This is a genomic window from Mesorhizobium sp. M2E.F.Ca.ET.209.01.1.1 (assembly GCF_004010375.2).
GTDB lineage: Bacteria > Pseudomonadota > Alphaproteobacteria > Rhizobiales > Rhizobiaceae > Mesorhizobium.
Window position 1 is genome coordinate 56375 of record NZ_SADP02000003.1, and the last position, 25532, is coordinate 81906.

17 protein-coding genes are annotated in these 25532 nt (G+C 60.7%); 8 read left to right on the top strand and 9 right to left on the bottom strand.

Going from position 1 to position 25532, the window contains the following annotated elements; all coding sequences use genetic code 11:
• From EN852_RS06510 to EN852_RS06535, 6 genes are all read right to left on the bottom strand, one after another.
• Window positions 1-735 (bottom strand): aldolase/citrate lyase family protein, encoded by a 735-nt coding sequence (locus EN852_RS06510; RefSeq protein WP_210238225.1) that lies wholly within the window; start codon window positions 733-735, stop codon window positions 1-3.
• A 41-nt stretch (window positions 736-776) separates the two neighbouring features.
• Window positions 777-1682 carry a DUF6282 family protein gene (locus tag EN852_RS06515; protein ID WP_127874339.1) on the bottom strand — a complete coding sequence of 302 codons (906 nt, stop codon included), beginning with the start codon at window positions 1680-1682 and terminating at the stop codon, window positions 777-779.
• A gap of 15 nt (window positions 1683-1697) precedes the next feature.
• A complete protein-coding gene (locus tag EN852_RS06520) occupies window positions 1698-2756 on the bottom strand; it encodes a dihydroorotate dehydrogenase (protein WP_127874338.1) in 1059 nt (352 codons plus the stop codon).
• Between the two features lie 78 nt (window positions 2757-2834).
• Window positions 2835-4199 (bottom strand): aminotransferase, encoded by a 1365-nt coding sequence (locus EN852_RS06525; protein WP_127874337.1) that lies wholly within the window; start codon window positions 4197-4199, stop codon window positions 2835-2837.
• A gap of 112 nt (window positions 4200-4311) precedes the next feature.
• Window positions 4312-5721, bottom strand: coding sequence for an NAD-dependent succinate-semialdehyde dehydrogenase (locus EN852_RS06530; protein ID WP_246694217.1), 1410 nt, complete (start codon window positions 5719-5721; stop codon window positions 4312-4314).
• A gap of 151 nt (window positions 5722-5872) precedes the next feature.
• On the bottom strand, window positions 5873-6634 hold the full coding sequence (locus EN852_RS06535) for an IclR family transcriptional regulator (protein WP_210238226.1): 762 nt from the start codon (window positions 6632-6634) through the stop codon (window positions 5873-5875).
• A 421-nt stretch (window positions 6635-7055) separates the two neighbouring features.
• On the opposite strand from EN852_RS06535, the gene EN852_RS06540 reads away from it, so the two are divergent.
• The 5 genes from EN852_RS06540 (at window position 7056) to EN852_RS06560 (ending at window position 13092) form a co-directional block, all read left to right on the top strand.
• Complete coding sequence (locus tag EN852_RS06540) at window positions 7056-8264, top strand: ABC transporter ATP-binding protein (protein WP_127874423.1); 1209 nt, start codon at window positions 7056-7058, stop codon at window positions 8262-8264.
• A gap of 56 nt (window positions 8265-8320) precedes the next feature.
• Complete coding sequence (locus tag EN852_RS06545) at window positions 8321-9361, top strand: ABC transporter substrate-binding protein (protein ID WP_127874335.1); 1041 nt, start codon at window positions 8321-8323, stop codon at window positions 9359-9361.
• Window positions 9362-9488: 127 nt separating this feature from the next.
• Window positions 9489-10670 carry an ABC transporter permease gene (locus EN852_RS06550; RefSeq protein ID WP_189545758.1) on the top strand — a complete coding sequence of 394 codons (1182 nt, stop codon included), beginning with the start codon at window positions 9489-9491 and terminating at the stop codon, window positions 10668-10670.
• Window positions 10671-10675: 5 nt separating this feature from the next.
• Window positions 10676-11500, top strand: coding sequence for an ABC transporter permease (locus EN852_RS06555; protein WP_127874333.1), 825 nt, complete (start codon window positions 10676-10678; stop codon window positions 11498-11500).
• 494 nt (window positions 11501-11994) lie between these two features.
• Window positions 11995-13092 carry a polyamine ABC transporter substrate-binding protein gene (locus EN852_RS06560; RefSeq protein ID WP_127874332.1) on the top strand — a complete coding sequence of 366 codons (1098 nt, stop codon included), beginning with the start codon at window positions 11995-11997 and terminating at the stop codon, window positions 13090-13092.
• A 50-nt stretch (window positions 13093-13142) separates the two neighbouring features.
• Here the strand turns inward: EN852_RS06560 and EN852_RS06565 are convergent, their stop codons facing one another.
• Window positions 13143-14888 (bottom strand): adenylate/guanylate cyclase domain-containing protein, encoded by a 1746-nt coding sequence (locus EN852_RS06565; protein ID WP_127874331.1) that lies wholly within the window; start codon window positions 14886-14888, stop codon window positions 13143-13145.
• A 262-nt stretch (window positions 14889-15150) separates the two neighbouring features.
• Here EN852_RS06565 and EN852_RS06570 point away from each other — a divergent pair, with 262 nt between their 5' ends.
• A complete protein-coding gene (locus EN852_RS06570; RefSeq protein ID WP_127874330.1) occupies window positions 15151-16902 on the top strand; it encodes an adenylate/guanylate cyclase domain-containing protein in 1752 nt (583 codons plus the stop codon).
• A gap of 190 nt (window positions 16903-17092) precedes the next feature.
• Here EN852_RS06570 and EN852_RS06575 read toward each other — a convergent pair whose 3' ends face one another.
• Window positions 17093-18877 carry an adenylate/guanylate cyclase domain-containing protein gene (locus EN852_RS06575; RefSeq protein ID WP_127874329.1) on the bottom strand — a complete coding sequence of 595 codons (1785 nt, stop codon included), beginning with the start codon at window positions 18875-18877 and terminating at the stop codon, window positions 17093-17095.
• Window positions 18878-19191: 314 nt separating this feature from the next.
• Between EN852_RS06575 and EN852_RS06580 the strand changes: the two genes are divergently transcribed.
• Window positions 19192-20430 carry an adenylate/guanylate cyclase domain-containing protein gene (locus EN852_RS06580; protein ID WP_127874328.1) on the top strand — a complete coding sequence of 413 codons (1239 nt, stop codon included), beginning with the start codon at window positions 19192-19194 and terminating at the stop codon, window positions 20428-20430.
• 191 nt (window positions 20431-20621) lie between these two features.
• Here EN852_RS06580 and EN852_RS06585 read toward each other — a convergent pair whose 3' ends face one another.
• Entirely contained in the window at window positions 20622-22346 is a 1725-nt protein-coding gene (locus EN852_RS06585; RefSeq protein ID WP_127874327.1) for an adenylate/guanylate cyclase domain-containing protein, read from the bottom strand.
• Window positions 22347-22663: 317 nt separating this feature from the next.
• Here EN852_RS06585 and EN852_RS06590 point away from each other — a divergent pair, with 317 nt between their 5' ends.
• Complete coding sequence (locus tag EN852_RS06590; RefSeq protein WP_210238227.1) at window positions 22664-24388, top strand: adenylate/guanylate cyclase domain-containing protein; 1725 nt, start codon at window positions 22664-22666, stop codon at window positions 24386-24388.
• Window positions 24389-25532: the final 1144 nt, after the last annotated feature.

The following is a 25532-nucleotide window of genomic DNA, read 5'->3' on the forward strand; positions in this document are numbered from 1 at the left end:
TCAGTATCCTCTTTGATCCTCTTGTTGTCGTGCCTCGGTATGGATGGCCCGGGCTGCAGCCGCGATGGCGCGGCCGCCCGCCAGCAGGATGCTCTGGTCGGAGCCGCAAATGAACACGGACACGCCGCGATCGACCCAGCGCGGGATATGCGACGGGTCGCTAACGAAAAGGCCGGCGGCCTTGCCGGCCTTGCGCGCGGCGGCTGCGACGCTGGCGATCGCGGCGTCCAGCTCGATCGACCCAGGGTCGACCTGCATCGACAGGCTGAGGTCGACCGGGCCGACGAAAAGCGTGTCGATCTCCGGCACCGCGGCGATGTCATCGAGATGTTCGAGCGCCTCGCGATCCTCGATCTGGGCCATGATGATGGATCGCTGGTCTGCGTCGGCGCGATAGCCAGGACCGCCGGTGCCATAGGCTCCGCCTCGGACCGAGGGCGAAAAGCCGCGTTTGCCTCGCTCGTATTTGGCCCCGTCGGCAACGTCCCTGGCATCTTCCGGGCCGCGCACATGCGGTACCACGATGCCCGCGCAGCCGATGTCGAGAACGCTGCCGATCGCCTCGGCCCGCCTCGAAGGCACGCGCACCAGCACCGGCATTTGCAGGGCCTTGGCGGCCAGCGCCATCAGGTCCAGCGTTTCGATCCCCAGCGGTGCATGCTCCTGGTCGGCGACCGCGAAGTCCAGTCCCGCCAGCCCGAGAATCTCGACCAGGCGCGGATCCGGCGTTTTCAAGAACGTTCCCGCTAAGACTTCGCCTGTCAGTAGGCGCTGGATCATGCCTCGAGGCCGACGAAACGGGCCGCGTTGTCGGCGGTCATCTTGCGCACGTCGCTGTCGGAATATCCGAGCTTGAGCAATAGCGCCGCGATCTGGCGCATTCCCTCGACCGGGGTGGGATTATTGTTCTGGCCGAGATCGGAGCCGAAGAAGGTGTTGTCCACGCCGGCGGCTGCGATCACCTGCGTCAGATGATCCTCATCGAAAAGATAGAAGGTCGACGGGACGAACATGCAGATAGAGTGCTCGATCATCACACCCATCGCGACGAGGGCGCTGACTTGGTCGATGGACGCGCCGTTCACATAAGTCGGGTGGTTCAGGAAAAGCCGCCCTACGCCGCGCTTCTTTGCCTCCTCGTAAAAGGGAAAGGCCTCGTCGATATGATGATGGCCAGCCGATACGCAGGCATCCGCTTCCGCGATGAGGTCGAGAATGGCCTTGACCTCGTCCAGCACGACGCCCTGGTCGTCGACGAGGCGGAGGCCTTCGGCCTCGATGGTCTTCTTCGTATTCTCCGGGAACTTGCCTTTTAGTTCCTTGGCCGTCTTGACGATATGGTTCTCGGCATGCGCCGTCGGCATCCACACGATCCGCGCGCCCTGTTTCAACGCATAGTCGACCGCTGACGGGTTGAAGCCGCCCAGCGGGTGGTTGAGTACGATGGCGCTCAGTACCTTGGTTTTCTTGCCCATGTTGTTGTTGAGCAGCGTCGCGACAGGCATTGTCGGGTAGTAGTGATCCTTGAGCAGGATCGCGCCCATGCCGGCTTCGTCGGCGGCGCGCAGCGCCTCGATGTGGTCGATCTTGCGAGGGTGCAGCGAGGGACCGGAATGGATGTGAAGGTCCACGGCTCCCATGATGAGCGAGTCGATCCGCGCCTGGTCAATCTCGATGGTCATGTCTTGCTCCTCTTGTCATCCGCTCGCGAGCGGAGCGGGAATGTAGTTGCGCCAGTGCTCGTTGAGCTCGGGCATGTCGGCAAAGCGCTTGCGGGCGTCGGCTGCGCGGCCGACAAGGTCGCGAGCGGATTGCGATTTCGCGTCGCAATAGGCGTCGAGTTCGGCGACGGCCTGGGTAAGCACCTGCCAGCCGCGCAGCATCACTTCCGAGGCCATGCCGACCGCCGAGGCGCCGGCAAGCATCATACGCGCCACGTCTTGGCCGTTGGTCGCGCCGTTGATGCCGATCAGGTCGCGGCCGGCTCCGAGTGCGGCGCGCGAGTTGGCGAGCCAGTGGCACGTGAGGGGCAGGTTCCAGGACCCACCGATGCCACCGCTGGTGGAGAGGAGGGGAGCCTGGGTTTCGAGATCGGGCAGCATGCCAAGCGCGCGCCCGGCCATCACCACGCTCTCGGCACCGTTGGCGAAGGCCGCGGTGGCGAGATCCGGCACGCGTTCGCTTTGACCTGTGATCTTGATCCAGACCGGAATGCCGAGAGCCCTGGTCATCATGCGGGTCAGCGCTCCCACCCGCTCGGGCGACAGAACGGTGGAGACCGCGCCCTTCGCTGCCTCGCTCGCGTAGGGCGTTCCGACGTTGAACTCAAGCACGCGCAGCCCTGCGGCTTCGATGCGGCGGGCCATGTCCAGGGCCGGCTCGTCCGCGGCGAGGATGATCGAGGGAACGAAGAGGCAGTCGTGCCTGCGGGCGAAGGTGTCCATGGCTACGGCCTGCGCCAGCCAGGCCTCGAAATCCATAGGCGGCAGCCCCGAGCGCGACAGGACCGTCGTCCCCGCCGGCGCTGAGGGCCCCCATGGCGCCTCTGTCCAATCCGGGCTGAGCGCAACGTATTCGGCGCGCCGCAATTGCGATTTGGCCGCCTGCGATTCATTGATCGATTTGCCGACCACCGCGCCCGCTCCTGCCAGGATCGCGGAGCGGATCCCCACCGCGTCGATCAGGTGTTCGCCCGGCGCCGCGATGACCGGGTTTTTCAGCGCGGTCCTGCCGACCTCGACGCGAAGGTCCGCCACCGCGTCACCTGGCCAGGCGCGAAATGGACGCGCAGACCCGGCTCCCGTCCATCCAGCGTTCGTCCGTCGGGCGGCCCGTCATTGTGCCAACTCCGGCTCGGTAATGCGAGCCAGCGTCGATTCCAGCGCGTCCAGCACCTGCGTGAGTTCTTCCTCGCTGACGACAAGCGGCGGGGCGACGACAAGCGTGTCGCCCAGCGCGCGCAGCAGGACGCCTTGTGCCTGGAGATCGGCGGCAATCCTGGCGCCAAGCCTGCCGGATTTCTCGAACGGCGTCTTGCCGGCCTTGTCGGCGACGAATTCCAGCGCGCCCATCAGCCCGATACCACGGACCTCACCCACCAGCGGATGGCCGGCGAGGCGGCGCAGGCCGTTCTGCAACTGCGCCTCGCGGGCGCGGACCAGGCCAACGATATCAATCTCGTCATAGATGGCCAGCGTCTCCAGCGCGACAGCAGCGCCGACCGGATGACCGCCGTAGGTGTAGCCGTGGCCGAAACCGCCGAACACGGCGGTGCGGTCAGCCAGCACCTGATAGATACTTTCGCTCAGCATGAGGGCTGAGATCGGGAAATAGGAGGCCGACAGCCCCTTGGCGCAGGTGAGCATATCGGGCTTCATGCCGACGCTCTGGGAGCCCCAATAGTTGCCGGTACGGCCGAAGCCGCAGATCACCTCGTCGGCGACCAGCAGTATGTCATGCTTCGCCAGAACGGGCTGTAGCAACTCGAAATAACCCGCGGGCGGCACGACGACGCCGCCCGTACCCATGACCGGTTCGGCGAAGAAGGCTGCGATCGTGTCGGCGCCCTCGCGTTCGATCGTTGCTTCGATCTCGGCCACGAGTCGCGCTGCGAAATCCCGCTCGCTCTCTCCGGCGAGGCCGCCGCGCCAGTGGTGAGGCCGCGAAACGTGAACGAAAGTGTCGATCGGCAGGCCGAAGCCGCGGTGCATGTTGGGCAGGCCGGTCAAGCTGGCCGAGGCGATCGTGCTGCCGTGATAGCTGCCCTGCCGGGATAGGATTTTGCGGCGCCGCTCGTTGCCCTTGGCCGAATGGTAATACCAGGAGAGCTTGATCGCCGTGTCGACGGCCTCCGAGCCCGACGTTTGGAAGATCACTTTCGACATGGGCGAGGGCGCCTTCTCGATCAGGCGGCTGGCCAGTTCGATGACCGGCGGTGTCGAGCGATGCGCGAATGTCTGCTGGTAGGGCATGGTCAGGAGCTGACGGTGCGCGGCGTCCGCGAGCCGCCGGTTCGAGAAGCCGAGGGAGGCGCACCATAGCCCCGAGACACCCTCGATATACCAACGACCGTCCGTGTCCTGGACCCGGACCCCATCGCCCTGCTGAATAATCAGCGGCCCAAATTCCTCGTGCCGCCGAAAATTCGTCTGCGGATGCAGGTGGGTGGAAATGTCACGATCGCGGAGCAGGTTGGTCATTGTATCTCGTTCAATAATACAAAACGACGTTACTTAATATGAAACAGCGTCTTGCTGCAACCATTTTCGATTGGGCCAGATCTCCGAGGGCCGATCCATGGCCTGCGCGCGCTCAAGCATTCAGTTGGCTGACGAATTTCGGCGTGAGATAAGCCTGAATGCCTTCTGACCCGCCCTCGCTGCCGTGACCTGAGTCCTTGATGCCGCCGAACGGTGTCTCCGGCGCGGCGAGCCCGAAATGATTGATCGACACCATTCCGGCCTCGATCCCGCGCATCAGCCGGTCGGTGCGGTCTACCCGCCGCGAGAAGGCGAAGGCGGCCAGGCCGAATGGCAGGCGGTTGGACTCCGCAATTGCATCGTCGATCTCGGAGAAGCGGTTGACGATCGCGATGGGACCGAACGGCTCGTCGTTCATGATCCGGGCCGAAAGCGGGACATTGGTCAGCACGGTAGGCTCGAAGAAGAAGCCTTCATTGCCGATGCGCTTGCCGCCGGCGCGCAGTTCGCCGCCTGCCTCGACCGCATCGCGCACGAAGCCGGCCATCGCGTCGAGCCGGCGGGCGTGGGCGAGTGGGCCCATCTGGGTTCCCTCAGTCGCTCCGTCGCCGACCTTCAGCTTGCCGGCGCCGACGACGAAGGCCTCCACAAAGGCGTCGAAAACGTCGTCCTGCACCAAGAAGCGGGTGGGTGCCGCGCAGACCTGCCCGGCGTTGCGGAACTTGAGCGCGACGCCGGTAGCACTCACCGCGGCCGGATCGGCATCGTCGCAGACGATAAAGGGAGCGTGGCCGCCCAATTCTATGGTCGTGCGCCTGAGATGGCGCGCCGACAATTCGCCAAGGTGGCGGCCGACCGGCACGGAGCCGGTGAAGGAAACCTTGCGGATGACGCTCGACCCGATGAGATGCTGCGATATCTCCGCGGGATCGCCGAACACGAGGTTGAGCGCGCCGGCTGGAACGCCGGCCTCCTCGAAGCACTTCACCAGTTCGATGACGCAACTCGGCGTCTCTTCGGGCGCCTTCGCGATGATGGAGCATCCGGCTGCCAGAGCGCCGGCGATCTTGCGCACGATCTGCCCGATGGGAAAGTTCCAGGGCGAGAAGGCGGCCACCGGTCCGACAGGCTCCGGCAGCACCATCTGCAATGTGCTCGGCGTGCGCGCCGGGATGACGCGGCCGTAAGCGCGGCGTCCTTCTTCGGCATACCAATCGATGTGATCTCCGGCGCCGCGTGCCTCCATCAACGCTTCCGACAACGGCTTGCCCTGCTCGCGCGTGATGGCATGGGCGATGGCTTCGGCGCGTTCCCGGGCAAGGTTCGCGGCCCGACGCAAGATGTTGGCCCGCTCGTATGCGGAGACGTCGCTCCAACTTCGGAAGCCCTGCTGAGCGGCGACCAGCGCCGCGTCGAGATCCGCCTTCTCGGCAAAGGCGACCTCGCCGATGCTCTCGCCTGTGGCCGGGTTGAGGACATGTCCCCGGCGAGTGCCGGAGCCCGCGGACCATTTTCCATTGATGAAGAGATTTGCCGACACGCGATCCGCTCCGCTCGAGGTGATGTCGCCCGTGGACAGCCGGGTCCGCCCGCAGAAGCGGCCGGAAACCTCGCTGGTTCCTTTCGGGTAACGGAATGGCAGCGCATGGCACCGCCGATGATCTGGCAAAACACTAGCCGCGATCAGATGTCTCGTCAATCCATATGGACCGTACTGCGACACGTCGTTTTATAATAAGGAATGAAAACCTGCAGATGACGCTTCGCTGGCCCATGGCCTTCTTCGCCGGCATGCGCCCATTGCGCGGCTCGAAGGGGAGGTGGCCGACATAGCCGAGATTCCACGAAACCCTTTGCGCTGCACGCAGCACCGCCTCGATCTGCTCGGGCGTCGGCTGGCGGCCGATGTTCTGTATCGACCCGACGATTGCGATTGAGCCCGCTGTCTTGCCGGAACCGTCCATCACCGGCGCGGCAAGCGCGCTGATGCCGAGCAGCATTTCTTCCGCCGCGGTGGCGTAGCCTTGCGCGCGCACCGCCTCCAACTGCCGCTCGAGCTCGTCAAAGTCGGTCACTGTGTGCGGCGTCAGTCCGGCAAGGCCTCTGCGCCGCAATTGCTTCGCAAGCCCCTGGGTGTCGAATGCCAGGACTGCCTTGCCCTGCGCGGTCGCATGCGGTTCGAGGATGCTGCCTACCCTTACGCCGATCTCGAGCGAAGACTTGCCGATCATGGTGTTCATGACGATGTTGCCGCGGTTGCTGAGGCTCGAAACGACCACCGTCTCGCCGGTTTCGTCACGAAGCGAGCGCATCGCATCCTGCGAGCCGGCAATGATGTCCACGCGTTCAGCCGCCGCGCGGCCAATCAGGTAGGCCCGTGCTCCAACCCGATAGCGCTGGGTCGAGGCGTTCTGGATAAGGTAGCCCCGATCCACCAGTGTCTGCAGATGGCGAAATACTGTCCCCTTCGTTGTCTGCAACTGTTGGCAAGTTCGCTGACGCCGATCTCGCCCGGTTCGAAGGCGACCGCCTCGAGCACTTCGAAGGCCAAATGGACGGATTTCACGCCAAGCCTCTGATCGTCGGATTGGGTCACGGTCTACCTTTCGTTTGAGGGATTGCTCGGGCTGTGTTCGGCTGTTGACTTGGCGATTTCTTGTATCATAGTACGGAACATAGTTTTCTCAAGCGGAACAAATCGCGATGGGACAGCTGCGAGGACCGGAGCAGTGCTTTTGGGGGCATGCGTCTTGTTATGAGATACGCCGTTTCTCTTGACAATACGGTTTTGGCGATCGTAGATAGGCTCAAGCTGGATTGAAACGACCCGTCGGGGAGATTTTTGCCTTGATCCCAATGCTTCGTCGTGAGCAGAGCGGATTGCTCCCCGGGGGTGCCGGCAAAGGTGCCGCCAACGGGCCGGAACTGCATGACTTCGAAAAGGGAGGCGTAAGAGTGGTGCATGCCCGCGGCAGTGCTGTTCCGCAGAACAAATTCGTCGAATTCGCGGGTGTCCAGAAGAGCTACGGCAGCGTCAATGTCGTACGCGACTTAAACCTCGGCATCGAGCGCGGCGAGTTCATCACCCTGCTCGGACCCTCGGGTTCCGGCAAGACCACGTGCCTGATGATGCTGGCCGGTTTCGAGAGCCTGTCGGCCGGCGATATCCTGCTCGACGGCGTCTCGATCGGCTCGATGCCGCCACAAAAGCGCAACATCGGGATGGTCTTCCAGAGCTATGCCCTGTTCCCGCATATGACGATCGCGGAGAACATCGCATTCCCGCTTCAGGCCCGCCGGATCGGCAAGTCCGAGGCGGCCGAGCGGGTCGCCAAGGCGTTGACGATGATACGCCTGGACGGCCTCGGCGGACGCCTGCCGGGGCAACTCTCGGGCGGTCAGCAACAGCGTGTGGCGCTTGCCCGAGCGCTGGTGTTCGAGCCGTCGCTGGTGCTGATGGACGAGCCGCTCGGCGCGCTCGACAAGCAGCTTCGCGAGGAGATGCAGTACGAGATCATGCACATCCAGCAGCGGCTCGGCGTCACAGTGGTCTATGTGACGCACGACCAGACCGAAGCGCTGACGATGTCCAGCCGCGTGGCGGTTTTCAATCGCGGCAAGATCGAGCAGTTGGGACCGCCGAAGCAGATCTACGAGGAGCCGGTCAACAGCTTCGTCGCCCGCTTCATCGGCGAGAACAACAGGCTGAACGGCACTGTGCGGACCGTCGAGGGGGGCGATTGCACGATCGATGTCGGCGGCGACCGTAGCATCCGCGCCGCCGCAATCAACGTCTCGGCGATGGGGGAGCGGACCACGCTGTCCATCCGGCCCGAGCGCGTCGTAATCGGCACTGCCGCCGCGAATGCAGAGAACTGCTTCGAGGCGACCATCGACGAGGTCGTCTTCCATGGCGACCACCTGCGCATGTCGGCGACGCTGTGCGGACAGCCCGGCTTCATCGTCAAGATCCCAAACAGCGCTGGCGTCGGCATGGGTTCGCCGGGCGATCGCATCAAGATCGGCTGGGCGGCACGGGACTGCCGCGCCCTTGACCATGGCTGACGGCAGGGTTGGCCTGGCACCATCAACTTCAAACGAAAACGAAAAGGGGAACAGGAATGAAGAAATCGAATCTCGCGGGCGGCGTGCTGGCCGCGTTGATCTTGGGCGCCGGCATAAGCCACGCCTTCGCCGAGGACGTCACCGTCGCCACATGGGGCGGCACCTATACCGAGAAGCAGCGCAAGTCGATCTTCGATCCGTATACCGCCAAATCGGGCAGCGCTGTGCTCGATGCCGTCTACACTGGCGGGCTTGGCCAGATCCAGGCGATGATCGAGTCCGGCAACACCACCTGGGACGTCATCCAGATGGGGGCACCTGAAATGTTCAACGCCTGCGCCCAGGGCCTGATCGAGGAGCTCGACACCAGCAAGCTCTCCTCGGCGGCCGACTTCAAGGATCCCGGCATCACCAAATGCGGCATCGGCGCGATCGGCTGGAGCATGGTCATCGCCTACAATACCAAGGCCACTGGCGACCAGCCCAAGAGCTGGAGCGATTTCTGGGACCTGAAGAAATATCCAGGCAAGCGCGGCATGAAGCGCGAGCCGCAGAACAATCTCGAGGGAGCTTTGCTCGCCGACGGCGTCGCCCCCACCGACGTCTACAAGGTCCTGTCGACACCGGAAGGCGTCGATCGCGCTTTCAAGAAGCTGGATGAGATCAAGCCCGACATCCAGTGGTGGGAGGCCGGCGCGCAGCCGCCTGAATGGCTCGCCAATGGCGGCGTGGCCATGTCCACCACCTTCGTCGGTCGCATTCTGGAAGCGCAGGCAGAAGGTGCCGCCATCAAGTTCGGCTGGCCTGGCTCCCTCTACAACGTCGACTACTGGGCCATCGTCAGCGGTACCAAGAAGAAGGATGCCGCCTATGCCTTCCTGAGCTATGCAACCTCGCCTGAGGCGCAGGCTGAATTCTCCAAGATCCAGCCGGTGGCGCCGGTCAATTTAAAGGCGTCGGCGCTACTGTCGCCGGAGCGGATCGCAATCATGCCGGTGGGCGACAATCTCAAGGAAGCCGTTCCCACCGACAGCAATTTCTGGAACGACAATCTGGAAGCGCTGACCGAAAGGTTCAACGCCTGGGCCTCGAAATAAAAAGTCCGTCCCCGGCGCGGTTCGCCAAGCCGGGGACGCCTAGCGTCTGCAGCGATAGTCGAGCGAGCAAAAACCAAGCATGGCAAGCATATCGATCTCCGCGGAGCAAAGTGGTTGGGCAGGCCTGATGAAGGTTTGTCGCCCGCTTACGCGCCACGGGCTCCTGCTGCCCTGCCTGCTGTTCATGGCCTTCATCTTCGTCTGGCCGATCCTGTCGCTGCTGGCCAAGGGCGTCTACAGCCCGGAAGTACGCGATACCTTGCCGCAGACTGCCGCGGCGGTGCTTGCATGGGATGGCGCCGGCGATCCGCCGGAAGCGGTCTACGCCGCGCTGGTGGCCGATCTGCGCGTCGCCGATCGCCGCGACGTCGCCAATGCCGGCCGCCGCCTCAACTACGAGATCCCCAGCTACCGCAGCCTGCTTATCAAGACGGCGTCCGCCTTGCAGAAGAATTCGACTGAGCCGCCGCGCCAACAACTGACGACGATCGACGCCAAATGGCAGGACAGGACTTTTTGGACGGCGATGCGGCGGGCGGCGCCTGCCGTCACGCCCTACTACATCCTGAAGGCTTTAGATCTCGAGCAGAAGGACGATGGCAGCATCGGCAAGGTCAAGCCGGAGGAGGCCACCTTCGTCGACGTGCTGGGTCGCTCGCTTTGGATATCGGCTGTAGTGACGGGCATCTGCCTGGTGCTTGCCTTTCCGGTCGCCTTCAGGATTTCAGCCGCCTCGCCTCGCTGGCGCGGCCTGCTGCTGCTTCTGGTGCTGCTGCCCTTTTGGACGTCGCTGCTGGTCCGCACCAGCGCCTGGGTAGTGCTGTTGCAGGACAACGGCATCATCAACTCGCTGCTGTTGTGGAGCGGCATCGTCAAGCAGCCGGTGCACCTGATCTTCAACCGCATCGGCGTCTATATCGCCTTCGTCCATGTCATGCTGCCGTTCATGATCCTGCCGATCTACAGCGTCATGGTCGGCATCTCGAAAGACTATACGCGCGCCGCCTATAGCCTTGGCGCCAGCGGGCCGCGCACCTTCTACAAGGTATATTTGCCGCTGGTGTGGCCCGGCCTATGGTCCGGCTGCCTGCTGACCTACGTCATCGTCGTCGGCTACTACATCACCCCTCTGCTCGTCGGCGGCAGCCAGGACCAGATGCTGAGCTACTTCATCGCGTTCTATACCAAGCAGACGATAAACTGGGGTCTGGCCTCCGCGCTGGCGATCCTGCTGACAACTTGCGTGCTGGTGCTGGTTGGCCTCTACGGCCTGCTCGGCCGCCAATCCCAAATCGTGGTGAAGGCTTGAGCACGATGTCCGCTTCGTCAACGCAAAAGCCGAGGCCCGATGTCTGGCGCTTGCTGGCAAGCGTGGTGACCGTGCTGGTCTTCCTGTTCCTGTTGGTGCCGATCGCGGCCGTGCTGCCGCTTTCCTTCAGTTCCGGCTCGTTCCTGTCCTATCCGATGCCCGGACTGTCGCTGCGTTGGTACGAGGAACTGCTTACCAACTACAAATGGCTGCTCGCGCTGAAGAACAGCGCGGTCGTCGGCGTCGGCGCAGCGGCGCTGTCCACCTTCCTGGGCCTGTCGGCAGCCATCGGCATGAACGGGCTTGGCCCACGGGCTCGCGCCATCGTCAACGGCTTTCTCATCGCGCCGCTCGTCATGCCGGTCATCATCATGGCTGTCGGCCTATACCTGTTCCTTTCCGATATCGGTCTCGCCGGCACGATCATCGGCATGATCCTGGCCCACACCGTGATCGGCACGCCCTATGTCGTCATCTCCGCCACCGCGGCGCTTCAGAACTTCGACATGCAGTTGATCCGTGCCGCCAAAAGCCTGGGCGCGTCGCCCTGGATGGCCTATCGGCGCGTGATGCTGCCGGCAATCCGCCCGGCCATAGTCGCGGGCTCACTTTTCGCCTTCGTCGCCTCGTTCGACGAGGTCGTGATCGTGCTCTTCCTAGCCGGCCCCGGTCAGGTCACGTTGCCGGTGCGTCTCTTCGAGGGCATCCGCGACGAGCTTACGCCGGTCGTCATCGCCGCCGCGGTGGTGATGATCTCCATCTCGATCGGGCTGATGGCGGTCATCGAGATCCTGCGCCGCAAGTCCGTTGCGCGGCGCGGCATGGCCTGAATGGGTACGCAACAAGGATGAAAGCCGCTGAGGGTCTCGTTCTGCCTTGCGGTCAATGCCCTAGCATTCGATGAGATAAGCTAAATAAGGCGAGCCAGCTCTACGCAGCTAAGCGGCAAACCCGTCACGAGAAATGCTGTGATGGCAATTCGAGCGATGGGACAGGGCGCCTTCCTTGCAAATTCGCGCCCTCAACCGGACCGTCTGCTTCCGGCCCCTTTCCGACTACTAGTCTGATGGAGTTGAGCGAATGGCAGCTTAGCGCCTCAAATCAGTCGTTGAGAAGACCCTAGCCGCAGCCCGAAAGCGGACATCTGAGCGAACAGCCGAGCAGACCATCTGGGCTGCACCGCAGCGCATGGTCGGGCGCATTCGATGATCGAGTTGCACATTCCGCGCTTAATCTTTTCAGCATGTACTAATATTGGAACGGTGGACGGTGGTGTACAATGTGGAGCGTTCGCAGCTTGGGAACTGCAAACAATGGTGAGAACATGATCCGCAAGGGGCTTTTTTGGTCGGTTGCGTCGTTACTTGTCGGGGCCATGACCCTGTCCGCGCACGCTGCTGATAAGGTCGTCAACCTTTACGACTGGTCGGACTACTTGGATCCCACGGTCATCGACGAATTCACCAAGGAAACCGGCATAAAGGTTGTGTACGACGTCTTTGACTCCAACGAGATCCTCGAGACCAAGCTGCTCACTGGCGGCTCCGGATACGACGTCGTCGTGCCAAGCGCTAGTTTCCTGGCCCGCCAGGTCGCGGTGGGAGTTTTCCGAAAGCTGGACAGATCGAAGTTGCCCAACATCGCCAACATGTGGGACGTCATCGAGCAGCGCACCGCCAAGTACGACCCGGGCAACCAATATTCGGTGAACTACATGTGGGGCACGGTGGGTCTGGGGTACAACACCTTGAAGATCAAAGCCGCGCTTGGTGTCGACAGGCTCGACAGTTGGGGCTTCTTCTTCGATCCCGAGAAGCTGAAGAAGCTTGCCGATTGCGGTATCTACATGGTCGATTCGCCCACCGAAATTCTGCCCATCACGATGAACTATCTCGGGGTGAACCCCGAGAGCACCTCGCCGGAAGACTTCGGCAAGGCTGAAGAGGCATTGATGCGTATTCGTCCCGACATCCGCAAAATCGAATCATCCGAGTACATCAACGCTTTGGCGGACGGCGACATCTGCCTGGCGATCGGCTGGTCGGGCGACGTCCTGAAGGCGCGCGACCGTGCTGCCCAAGCTGGTAACGGTGTCATAATCGCCTACTCGATCCCCCGGGAAGGCACTGTGATGTGGTTCGATCAGCTAGCAATCCCCGCAGATGCGCCGCACGTGGACGAAGCGACTGCCTTCATTAACTACCTGATGAAGCCTGAAGTGGCTGCGAGGAACACAAATTATGTGTTTTTCGCCAATGGCAACAAGACTTCGCAAAAATTCGTTGAAAGAAACATTCTTGGCGATCCGGCGATCTACCCTGACGATGCCACGCTAAAGAAGCTTTTCACCGTCTTTCCGTACGATCAGAAAACGCAGCGTGTGGCTACGCGCACCTGGACGAAAATCGTCACGGGTCACTGATTTGCGGCCGTTGCGCTTCTGGGAACCGCCTTTCGTTAGTCGGTCATCTCTCAATCCGCAATGCCTGCTTTCCGCAGCCCATCAAGCCAATGCTCCAAGTCCTCGTGGCGGCGATATGGCGAGTCGCGCTTGTAGTCGGACAGAGTGAAACCCGGCTTGCATTGAAGGCATCTGGCCCAGGCCGATCGTGCCTCTTCGGCCCGTCCTAGCTGGCCTAAACATGCAGCCAGATTGGCAAATCCCCGATCATAGTTGTTGTTATCCCAACGGCGGAAAGACCGCAGTGACGCCTCATAGTCGCCGAGTAAATAATGCGTAAAGGCGAGTAGCTCGTGAATATCACGGTCTTCTAGCGGATTGAGCCGTTGCAGCCGCTCGCCTATCTCGCGAGCCATGGCGAGCTGACCGTCCCAAAGAGAGATGTAGCCAACCCAGTTGAGTGCCAAAGCATTTGTAGGTCCGAGGACGAGCGCGCGTTGCCCATGAGTCTCCGCAGCCTCGAAGTCGCCTTTCCATGCGTATAGTGCAGCAACAACCGCCTCTGCGAGTCCGCTCGTATCGCCGAGTTCAATCGCCCGCAAGGCCGACTGCATCGCCAACGCCTTGAGACCCTCGTCGGCCCTGAAGGCGGAGAGCATCGCGTAGGCGTCCGCGAGGCATGCATGCGCCCGCGCCGAGTCGGGCTGCTCGCGCAGAGCCAACTTGAAGAACTCAATAGCGGCGATGGTGTCGTCTTCCGTAAATCGGTGCGCGGCCTCGATACCGCGCAAGAATGCGTCATAAGCGCCCAGACTTGTTTTCGTCTGCCTGGCCCGGGCAATCTCTGCGGTTCCAACCTTGCCGACCAATGCCCAGGCGATCCGTTCTGTCACTTCGTCTTGCACGGCGAAGAGGTCGTCGATGCTTCGATCATAACGCTCTGCCCAGACGTGATTTCCGGACGCCGCCTCAACAAGCTGCGCCGTAATTCTTACGCGTGCTCCAGCCTTTCGAACGCTGCCTTCGACAACGTAGCGTACTCCCAGCTTCCTCCCGACCTCCGTGATGTTTACCGTTTGGCCCTTGAAGACGAACGAGGAGTTGCGCGCGATCACGAACAGGCTTTGACTGCGGCTCAGCTCGGTGATGAGGTCCTCGCTTATTCCATCTGAGAAATAGTCCTGCTCGGGGTCCGCAGACATGTTTGTGAAGGGAAGCACCGCTACGGATGGCTTGAACGGAAGCGGCAGGTCCTTCGCAGAGGCGATAGCGACCGGAGCTTCTGGTGCCGGCTCTCCCGTTTCGACCCGGTAGGCGCGAACCACCCCAGCAATGTTCTTCATCGCATGATCGCCAAGGTCGACGAGCTCGTAAGGGAGTTTGCCACTTACCTGGTCATAAACGCTGCGCCCAATGACGATGCCTCCGGGCTCGCTGACCTTTTCCAGCCTTGCGGCGACGTTTACGCAATCGCCGTAGATGGTCGTCTCATCCAGTATCACCTCACCAGCGTTAATACCCATTCTGAACGCCATGCGACGTTCCGACGGAAGATCAGTATTGCGTGCCGTTATGCGCTCTTGCGTCTCGACCGCGAACTGCAGCGCGTCGACGGCACTTGGAAACTCGATTAGCAGACTGTCGCCCGCGGTGCCGACGAGCCGACCCCTGAATTGCGCGACCTTTGGGTCGATCACTTCGGCGCGCAGTGCCTTTAGATAGAAGAGGGTCCCGGCCTCATCGGCCCCCATCAAACGCGAGTAACCGGCTACGTCCGCAGCCAAAACCGCTACAAGCTTTCGTTCCGGGCGCGCCATGTCTCCTCGAATACAAAGACGTCACATGGATTTGGTGTGATAGTAACATATCTTTGCCCGACTAGCGGCCTGAGAACCGCCGCTTTGGGCCGGATCAGGCATTTCGAGGCGGCATCGCCTTCGGCTGGACGTGCCTACCGGTGGCCGCATCGAAGGGTTGGGGATTGATGATGCGCAAATCAATCCTCGAATTGCCAGCATTGCCGCGAAAATTCCCTCCATCGCACGATCTTGCTATCCTACCTGTCAAGGAGATCGTGCGATGGGCGAAAATCGCAAGCTAGCCGCAATCCTTGCTGCCGACGTGGTCGGATATAGCCGGCTCGCCAGCGAGGATGAAGACCGGACTTTGGCGCGGCTGCGTGCGCTGCGTAGCGATCTGATCGATCCAACAATCGCTGTGCACAACGGTCGTGTGATCAAGCGCACAGGGGATGGGGCGCTAGTCGAGTTCCGGAGTGTTGTGGATGCCGTGCGTTGCGCCATCGAGGTGCAGAACGGCATGGTCGAGCGCAATGCCGGCGTGCCGCAGGGCCGCCGCATCGATTTCCGCATCGGCGTCCATCTGGGCGACGTGGTCGAAGAAAGCGACGGCGACCTGATGGGCGACGGCGTCAACATCGCTTCGCGTCTGGAGGGCGTCGCTGCCCCCGGGTCCATCTGCCTCTCGGAGGATGCCTATCGTCAGGTTAAGGCGAGGCTCGACCTCTCGGTCACCGATCTCGGCAACACCCAGCTCAAGAACATCCCGGAGCCCATCCGGGTTTATTTGCTACAGGTTGGTATCGCCAAGAAAACGGCCGCAACGTCAGAATCCGCGACAAGCCATCAGGCTAGGGCGACACCGCCGAAGCTCTCCATCGCCGTGCTGCCGTTCGTCAACATGAGCGGCGATGCTGAACAGGAGTTCTTCACCGACGGGCTGACTGAGGACATCATCACCGATCTGTCGAACGTGCCTGGATTCTTCGTCATCGCCCGCAACTCTACCTTTGCCTGCAAGGGCAAGTCGATCGACGTGCGCCACATCGCCCAAGATCTGGGGGTGAGGTACATCCTCGAGGGTAGCGCACGTCGCTCGGTGGAGCGACTCCGTATTAACGTGCAGTTGATTGACGCTGGAAGCGGCGGAAATCATGTTTGGGCCGAACGCTTTGACCGTGATCTAGCCGATATCTTCAGCGTTCAGGATGAGGTCACGCGGCGCGTTGTTGAAGCGATTTCTGGCAAGCTTGGTGAGAAGAATATCGTTGCCCGTTCCCGACCGTCAAATCTCAAAGCGTATGATCTTTGTGTTAGGTCGCGAGGCAAATGGAACATTTCAAGATCAGACAACGACGATGCACGCTCAGCTTTGGAAAGTGCCGTTGCGCTTGATCAAAACTATTGCGAAGCGCACAGCAATCTCGCCCTTGCGCTGTTATTTGGCTGGGTTGTTTGGGGAGAACCACAGATACCCGGTCGTGGAAAGGCGCTGATGCACGCGCAACGAGCCGTGGAAATCGATCCCGGCGATTCCCACGCGCGCAGGATCCTGGGCTGCGTTCAGCTATTTGAACGCAATTGGGATGAAGCAAAATCCGAATTCGATGCTGCCATTCGCATAAATCCCAACAATTCAGATGCGGTTGCGTGGATGGGTGAGCTTGAAATCTACTTAGGTAAGCCGCAAGCGGCGCTGACAGCCTGTGCAGAGGCGCTGCGTCTAAATCCTCGTCCACCCGGTTGGTATTTCTGGATCATAGGAATGGCCCAAATTTCCACCGGTCACTACGAAGAAGCTGTTGCTTCCTTAAGCCGGGACGAAACCTACGGGACGGGTTCGAGGGAGCACCTGATTGCCGCGCTTGCTCTTGCCGGCCGCGTTCCTGAGGCACGGGAGGAAGCCCGTCTATTTCTCGCTGAAAATCCAGACTGGAAAATCGCTGATTTCACGACGAATTTGCCCTTCAAGAGTATGATTACCGCGCAGCCCTTCGTCGATGGCTGGCGTCTGGCAGGCCTGCCAGACTAGACGACATGCCCAAACAGGCCCGTTTCAGAGCCCAATGGCTAAGGCTGACCACGGCTCATGTAGTGTCGACAAGCCCATGGCCCTTTGCAAGGAAACGTTCGACGATCTTGATCGGGGTGCGCTGCAGGCCCATCGTAGATTGTACCGATTGGGTCCTGCTCCTTCCGTGAGAAGAATCAGGCTCCGGCCGTCATTCCAGCAACCCCGCTTTTCGCAGACCGTCCATTAGATGATCGTGATCCGTCTCATGCTGGTACCAGGCAGCGCCGCGCCAGAACTCATCCCAATCCTTGAGCCGGCGGCCTGGGAAGACCACCATGTCATCCTCGGCAATGCGCAGAAATTCTTCCAGCATCGCATTCGCTTCGGCTAACCGTCCGGCATATGCGTAGCTTGCCGCCAATATTCCTCGAACTTCATTGATTGGTTCCGGTATCGACTTCAAAGACACAATTGCGTCATCGTAGCGGCGGGCGGTGAAACATGCCCAACCCATCCCCCACGGATACCAGGCGAAGTCATAGGGGTTCTGCCGCCTCGACAGTTCGAACTGCTCGATCGCCGCCTCGGGCCGTCCGATCGTATGGAGAAAATACGCGTAGTAGCCCCTCGCTTCCGTGTCATTCGGATTGTTTTGAAGGGCCTTCTCGAGATGGAACCGCGCTTCATCGTATTCGCCTCTGGCATTATGCACCATGCCAAGAATCCAGCGAGCGTTGTTGTCGGTATCGTCGAGCTTTACCGCCCGCTTCGCAAATTCGCTGGCTTCAGTTCGCAGTCGATCGCGATGCTTTGACCAATGGGCCATTTGGGTCACAAAACAACAATATGCGTAGCAGGCGTGGGCCTGAGAACTGGCCGGGTCGGCCTCGACTGCTTGGCGCGCCAGCATCCGAGCCTGCTCGCCGTCACTTCTGGTGAACTTGATGATGAACGCCCTTGCACGCAAGACCAGGTCATAGGCTCTGAGTGCATTCGGGCTGAGGCTAATCGCGCGCTCTCGCCAAGCCGCCTCGACCCGACCGCCCACCGTGGCGGCTACCGCGTGAGCCAATTCTTCCTGTATGGCAAAGAGGTCCAACAGGTCGCGGTCGTAGCGCTCAGCCCAAACATGATTGCCGGTGGAAGCGTCGACAAGTTGCGACGTGACGCGGATTCGGCTGCCCGATTTCCTCACGCTTCCCTCAATGACGTAACGCGCGCCCATCTTGCGGCCAAATTCTTTTACTTCGATCGCCTGGCCCTTAAACGCAAAGGACGAATGGCGGGCGATCACGAGCAGCGAACGAAAGCGCGACAGTTCCGTGATGATGTCCTCGGTGATGCCGTCCGAGAAATACTCCTGTTCCGGATCACCGCTCATATTGTTGAAGGGGAGCACGGCGATCGACGGTTTCTCACTTTGGACGGGCGCTGTACTGACCAATTGAGGGTGCTTCGCGTCGGGAAAGAGGTTGACGTTGTAGATGCGTACCGGTCGCTCGATGTTCTTGAGGGTCTGCTCGCCCGTATCTTCAAACTCGAGCGCGAACCTGTTGCCCAGGCTGTCCCGGACCGAGCCGGACACCGCAATACCGCCGGGCCTAGCCATGCTTTCGATCCGCGCCGCGATGTTTACGCCGTCGCCAAAGATGTCGTCGTCCTCGATGATGATATCGCCGAGGTTGATGCCGATGCGGAATTCAATGCGCCTGTCGGCCGGCACTTCTGCGTTACGGTCGTGCATCTTGTGTTGAATCTCGGTGGCGCAGGCCACCGCATTTAGCACGCTCGGGAACTCGACCAGAAAGCCGTCACCGGTTAGCTTGACGATCCTTCCCTGATGCTCAGCTATCTTGGCGTCCACCAGTTCGCGGCGATGGGCCTTGAACGTCGACAGAGTTCCGTTCTCGTCGAGTCCCATGAGCCTGGAGTAACCGACCACATCGGCTGCGAGGATGGCGGCAAGACGGCGCTGACTGCGTTCTTTGGCCATTTGACAAGGCGCTGACCTGGAGCCAAGAAATTGTCGGGATTGTAGGGGCCATAAGGTGTGGAGTCTATCGCGCCCCTTGGCTGCTCTTGGCTAGCTGTAGGGCTCGGGCGCACCGCACCTAGCGCCCGCAAGCGCTCGGGCGCCATGAGCCGACCCTCCGATTTCGGCCCCAAAGACGCCGTGGCAGTTTTGAGCGGCATTTCGGCGGTGTCTACAAACACACGTGACATCAACCGGACCGGGTGCGTTGACTGCGCCCAGCTTGACACCCGGATGGGGCGGCCTGATCCTGATGGCCGTTAGTGGGGGTTTATGTGCGATATCTTCCGAACATAAGGTTCGGCACCGACGGCTATCCGGAAAAGGTCGCGCGCCGGCTGCGGGCCATGAACATCGCGGCGTGGATTTGTGCGGCGCAGGCCGGATATTTTGCGATCCTGCGGATGCTCGACCCAGCGCCCGGGATGTTCACGCGCGGGCTGACTAACGCCGGCATTGCGGCCGGGTTCGCGGCGCTCCCCCTGCTGCACCGATTCAGCCCCCTGGCGGCGCCGCTAGTCTTCACGGCGTTCGGCTATTGGGCCATCTTCCGTTCTGCCTACCAGATCGGCACCGGTGGTGGCGGTTACATGTTCTATTTGACCGCGTCGACTCTCTTCATGTTATTGATTGGCACCGAGCATGTTGTGCTCGCCGCCCTTGCCGGCGCGATTGCGGCCGGCCTGATCATACTCCTGAGGCTTATCACGCCGGACAACACCGGGCTGGTCTCGCCCGAAGTGCAGTTTTGGGGCAGTTTCGTCACCAGTGCGATCATCAACACGGTGCTGCTGTCTACCGTGATGTTCTATGCATTCCGGCAAGTCGCGCGGGCCGAAGCGACGGCGGAGCGCGAGTACCAGCGCTCGGAGGGGCTGCTGGCCAACATACTCCCGCCTAAGGTAGCCAAGCGCCTCAAGGAGCAGCCCGAGACGACGATCGCCGACGCCTATCCGGCTGCCTCTATCCTGTTCACTGATATGGCGGGGTTCACCGCGCGCGCCAGCGATACCACTCCGGAGGAGTTGGTGGCGTTTCTCAATGGCGTCTACAGGTCCCTCGATGGTCTGGTCGAACGACACGGGCTCGAAAAGATTAAAACTACGGGCGATGCCTATATGGTGGTCAGCGGAGTGCCTGAGCCATTATCCGACCATGCAGCGCGGCTCGCCGCGCTGGCGCTCGACATTCGCGATGCTCTTGCGGGGCTCACTGATCCGAAGGGGCGCGCGGTGCCGGTGCGCATTGGTATCGCCTCCGGTCCGGTGGTGGCGGGCGTCGTTGGTACCCGCAAGTTTTTCTACGATGTGTGGGGCGATGCGGTGAATACCGCCTCGCGCATGGAATCGACTGGTGAGCCGGGCAAGATCCAGGTAGCGCCAGCAACGCGCGAACTGCTAGGGGAGCGCTTCGCCTTCGAGGAGCGCGGCACGATCGAGGTGCGTGGCAAAGGGCTGGTGCGTACCTGGTGGTTGCTCGGCCACGACGACACCATCGCAAATCCCTTGGCCTAGCCGCCCGCCCATCGGACAGAGGACCGTGCTCGAAAGCAGGGACAGCTATGAAGGCGAAGAGATATCTTGAAGGCCAGCATCCTAGCCCTCAGGGGGTAAGCTGGCCAACGCCATAAATGGCAAAATGCTGCAGTCAACCTGTCGCAAAGGCCCGGGGCGCCGAGACAGCCGCTGGAAGGGTGGTGGCCTGTTCACTCCGACAAGCCTGCCTTCCGCAATCCGTTGAACAGCGCGTCACCCGCTTCCCTGTGCGCATACGGGTTCATCGCGACGACATCTCGCAAAGAGATGTCCGGCTGGAGCTCCCGCGCCATCCCCAGTGCTCGTGCGGCCTCGGATAGATGGCCAAGTTGGGCGTGAGCGGCTGCGAGCTGGAGCCACGCGCCATATTCCTTCTGTGGGACGTTGCTGAGGGCGGCAACGGCTTCATCGTACCTCTCTAGGTCGATCAATATGCCGCCGCGAATCCACCAAAACCAATGCGGTGGCAATTTGCTCCTCTGCAGCGCTTCGTCGATCTCGATCAACGCCTCTTCTGGCTGGCCGGCAAATCGCATCGCTTCCGCCCGGTCGGCGCGAATCTCCGCGTCAGCAGGATTGAGATCGACGGCGCGGTTGAAATGCATGCTCGCACGTTCGTGCTGTCCCAGCCAGAGCGCGACCATCGCATTGGCCTGCTGGACGATCGCGTCGTTGCTGTCCAGTTCCAAGGCCCTTTGCGCGGCAAGGCGCGCCTCGTCTAGCGTTGATGGTTGGGCGTCGAACCAGTAGCTGCCGAGGTGCGCGATGGCCAGCATAGCGTGAGCCTGCGCAAAATCGGGATCGATGGAAATTGCACGATCCAAGAAGGGCGCAGCTGCCCTGTCGCTGGCCCGGCGGGCGACTTCTCTGCCTTGCAGGAAGAAGTCATAGGCGGTCCAGCTCGACGTTGGCTTCTTGCGCAGTTGCGCTACGGCAGTGCTCATCATGTGCACTTCGAGCGTCGCAACTATCGCCGCGACGACCTCATCCTGCACCGCGAAAATGTCCTGTGTTTCGCGGTCAAATCGTTCGGCCCAAACGTGGTTGCCGCTGCCGGCGTCGATCAGCTGCACGGTTATGCGTATCCGCTCGCCCGTTTTCCGCACGCTACCTTCGACAACAAAGTTCGCACCGAGATCGCGCGCATCCACCACGGGGTTAACGCCTTTGCCACCAAGCTGAAACGAGGCATGACGAGCGGCTACGGAAAGGTTCTTGAACCGGGACAGCTCGGTAATGATGTCCTCGGTGATGCCGTCTGACAGGTATTTCTGGTCGGGATCGCCGCTGAGGTTGTCCAGCGGCAGGATGGCTATCGACGGCTTGTTGGAAACGGGGGAGATCGTCTTGGGTAACATTGGCACGGCGCTAGGTCCGGCACGATAGACCCGGACCGGCGCGGCGATATTCTTGAGCTGTCGTTCGCCCGCGTCCTCGAAGGCGGCGTCGACCTTGCCTCGTACCTCGTCGTGAACCTTGCCGGAAATGCATATACCACCGGGCTCCGCCAGCGTCTCGAGGCGCGCGGCGATGTTGACGCCCTCGCCATAGATGTCCGCACCTTCGCCGATGACGTCGCCGAGATTAATACCTACGCGGAGCACAATGCGGCTCTGATCTGGCAAGTCACCATTGGCTTCCGACATCTTCTGTTGCAGGTCAATTGCGGCGGTCACCGCGTTTACCGCGCTGGCGAATTCGATGAGCACGCCATCGCCCATAAACTTGACGATGCGGCCACCCCTTGCGCGCACCGTGGGCTGCAGGATCAAGGTCCGGCGGTCTTTGAGCGTGGCAAGCGTGCCCGCTTCATCGGACTCCATCAGCCGCGAAAACCCGACTACATCCGCAACGAGGATGGCGGCCAATCGGCGGAGCAGACGTTCTTCGGCCACCTGTGTGGACCTCCTGCAACCAGCTGCGGCGATGGTATTTGTGACGTTAGGCGAAGTCCATTCCGGAGGATTAAGGGCCGGCGCCGCCCTGTTCGCTCGACGTCCGCCAAAAGGTTGCCTTGAGGGACGGGTCCATTCGTTGCTTTCGGTGGGCTCCTGACATCCTCTGAAAACAGACATTGCCGGCAATGACGCTGTAGGTCGAAGTTACGCCACCTCCGGACTTTTGCGGTCCTCCCGAAGCAATCGACTTTCAGACACCAAGAATAGCTCGTACAGTCTCACATTCCTCAGCCATCGACTGTGGGATCGGTATGGTGGAACAGCAGACGACGCGCCGGCTTTCGGCCATCCTAGCAGCCGACGTTGTCGGGTACTCCAGCATGATCGGAATTGACGAGGCGGGTGCTGTTGCGGCGCTACGGGAGGTTTGGCAGAAGACTTTCAACCCCGCTGTCGCCGCGCGTCACGGCCGCATCGTAAAGATGATGGGCGACGGAGCGCTGGTCGAATTTCCTAGTGTAGTGAGTGCGGTTGAATGCGCCGCGGCGATCCAGCGAGCGATGGGCGAGCGAAATCTCGCCGCTATCCCCCCAATTCATTTCCGCATCGGCATTAACCTTGGCGATGTCATAGTTGAGGGCGATGACATTTTCGGTGAGGGCGTGAACATCGCCTCGCGAATCGAGGCGATCGCCAAGCCAGGTGGTGTATCTGTGTCCGCTACCGTTCGGGAAAATGTCGGCAACAAGCTCGAACTGGCGTTCGAGGATACCGGCGAGTACAGCCTTAAGAACATCGAGCAGCCAATACGGGTGTACAATGTCCTTTTGGACACTACGTTGCCCAAGGCCGCGGGCATCGTTCACGCTTCGGTAACGCGGACCAAAGGCAGCGTAGCCGTGTTGCCCTTCTCTGACATGGGAGGAGACCCGGGGCAGGATTACTTCGCTGAAGGCATCGCGGAAGACATTCTGACCGAACTTTCGCGCTTCAGAAACCTTTTCGTGATTGCCCGGAATTCATCGTTTTCTTTCAAAGGGAAGGGCCTTGGTACTCAGGAAATCGCAAGGGCACTGAATGTCGAATATATCGTAACGGGCGGCGTGAGGCGCTTCGGCAAACGGGTCCGCGTGGCGGCCCAACTCATCCATACGCCCACTGGTCAGGAACTCTGGGCTGAACGCTATGATCGCGAACTTGAAGATATCTTCGTCGTCCAAGACGAAGTTGTCCGGACCATTGTTGTCACGCTCGAAGCGCGGCTTCAAATGGCCATAGCCAATGATGCGAGCAACCGGAACATCCCGAACCTAGCGGCCTATGATTGCGTTCAATTGGCAAAAAAATATGTTGCCTTGCACGATGCTCCGCGAGCAATGCCATTTGTTGATAGGGCTCTCCAACTGGATGCTGAATACGCCGTTGCTTATGCTATGCGAGCCGCCACGTTCTACGTGCAGTACCTCGAAAACGCGCAAGCGAGCATTCTCGACCAAATGGCAGCCGCCGCTCGAACCGCCATCGCCTTAGATGAAGGCGACTCCATCGGGCATGCGCTACTCGGAATGGCCCTGATTCTCAAACAACAATACGAGTTGGCAGCCTCTCATCTGGAACGGGCGATCAGCCTAAATCCGGCGAATGCCGTAGCAACTGCGTACCAAGCAGAGTTGTTCTTGCGAAACGGTGACTTCGCAATAGCGCTCAAGACGATGGATGAGTTGCTTCAGCGCGATCCAATTCCGGCGACATGGCACTGGGAAATCCGGGGCATGGCTCTGCTAATGCTGCGACGATACCAAGAAGCGATCTTGGCATTTTCTCGGCAGGTCCACCCATTTTGGTACATTCATGGCGACCTAGCGATGTGCCATGCACGCCTTGGTCACTTAGGTGAGGCGAAGGTGGAAATTGAGAAACTCACGTCGATAATGCCAGAGATGACAATCGGCCAGTATGTCGAAATCGACCCGTTTCGAAAACAGGAGGATCGCGACTTCATCGCCGAGAGCCTTCGACTGGCTGGACTGTCCGAGTAGCAATGCTGGCCGGATTGGCGCGAGTGTTGGCGATGTCGTCCTAACGCCAAGTCACGAACTTCGGGCCTACCGGATCGAATGTCCGCTATCGCTTTTTTAGATGCCAGAAACTGCCGGTCGGCAAACGGCCCGCAGACGACATGTCTGCTTTGCGCCTCCTTTGTGACCGATGAGAGCGACCTCCCGGCCCCGAAAGCTGTCATCATTCGGCGAATGGTCCGAACGGAACTCGCCTAGCGATCGGCAGTCACTGACACCAGGATAGTCCATCGAAAAACTCTGCTGATCGACTTGCGCCGTTAATTGTGCCCGGCCGATGCAAAAAATCTCCAAGCACCCCAAGGAAGTGCCATTGTCTCTCGTCCAACGCTTAGAAACAGGTTGGGAGAACGAATATGATTTTGGATATGAAACTGACAGTGGCCGCTCTCTTGCTCGGGCTCTCTCCCGCGATCGCTGGAGAAAGCCTGGCAAAACGGATTGGCGACGACCCCTCATGTCGGCAGTTCAACGATGGATGCACCATTTGCGTCGTCGAAGACGGGCATGCTCTGTGTTCGACAGCCGGCATTGCTTGCGTGAGGACTAGACGGTCCTGCGTCGAGCACACAAGCGCAAGTCTCCCGGTTTCGCAATCCATCCGAGAGTCGAATTCACTTCCGTCAAGCGCGGGTGGCATCTAAGCGCAGGCTAAAGTATGGTTTGCGATCGGGGCGAGCTGCTCCCGAACTGGTGCCAATGAGGAGGGCCCGCAGGTGTTTGCCGCTCTTTGGGATGCTAGGACTTCGCTTGGAGCAGGAGACGAGGCTGCCATGTTAGAAAAGGGCGGCCCTCCGGATGCAACCTACGATGCCTAGTGATATACGGAGAGGGTTCAAGTCCACATTTAAGCGGCATGGAATTAACCCGCTAACCCTAAGGTTCGAATCAGAGTCAGAAGAAGCGCGATACCAAAGTTTTGTTCTTGATTCCGCGATATTTCATATCCGCTACGCCTACGGTTTCGCCGCGATCCTTACTGTCATCTACGTAACGCTCGACCCGTTTCTTTTTTTAGACAAAGCCTTGCTTGACAGGGCCATACTCGTCCGATTCCTAATTCTCCTTCCTGTTCTATTGTCACAGATTGCACTCACATACTCAA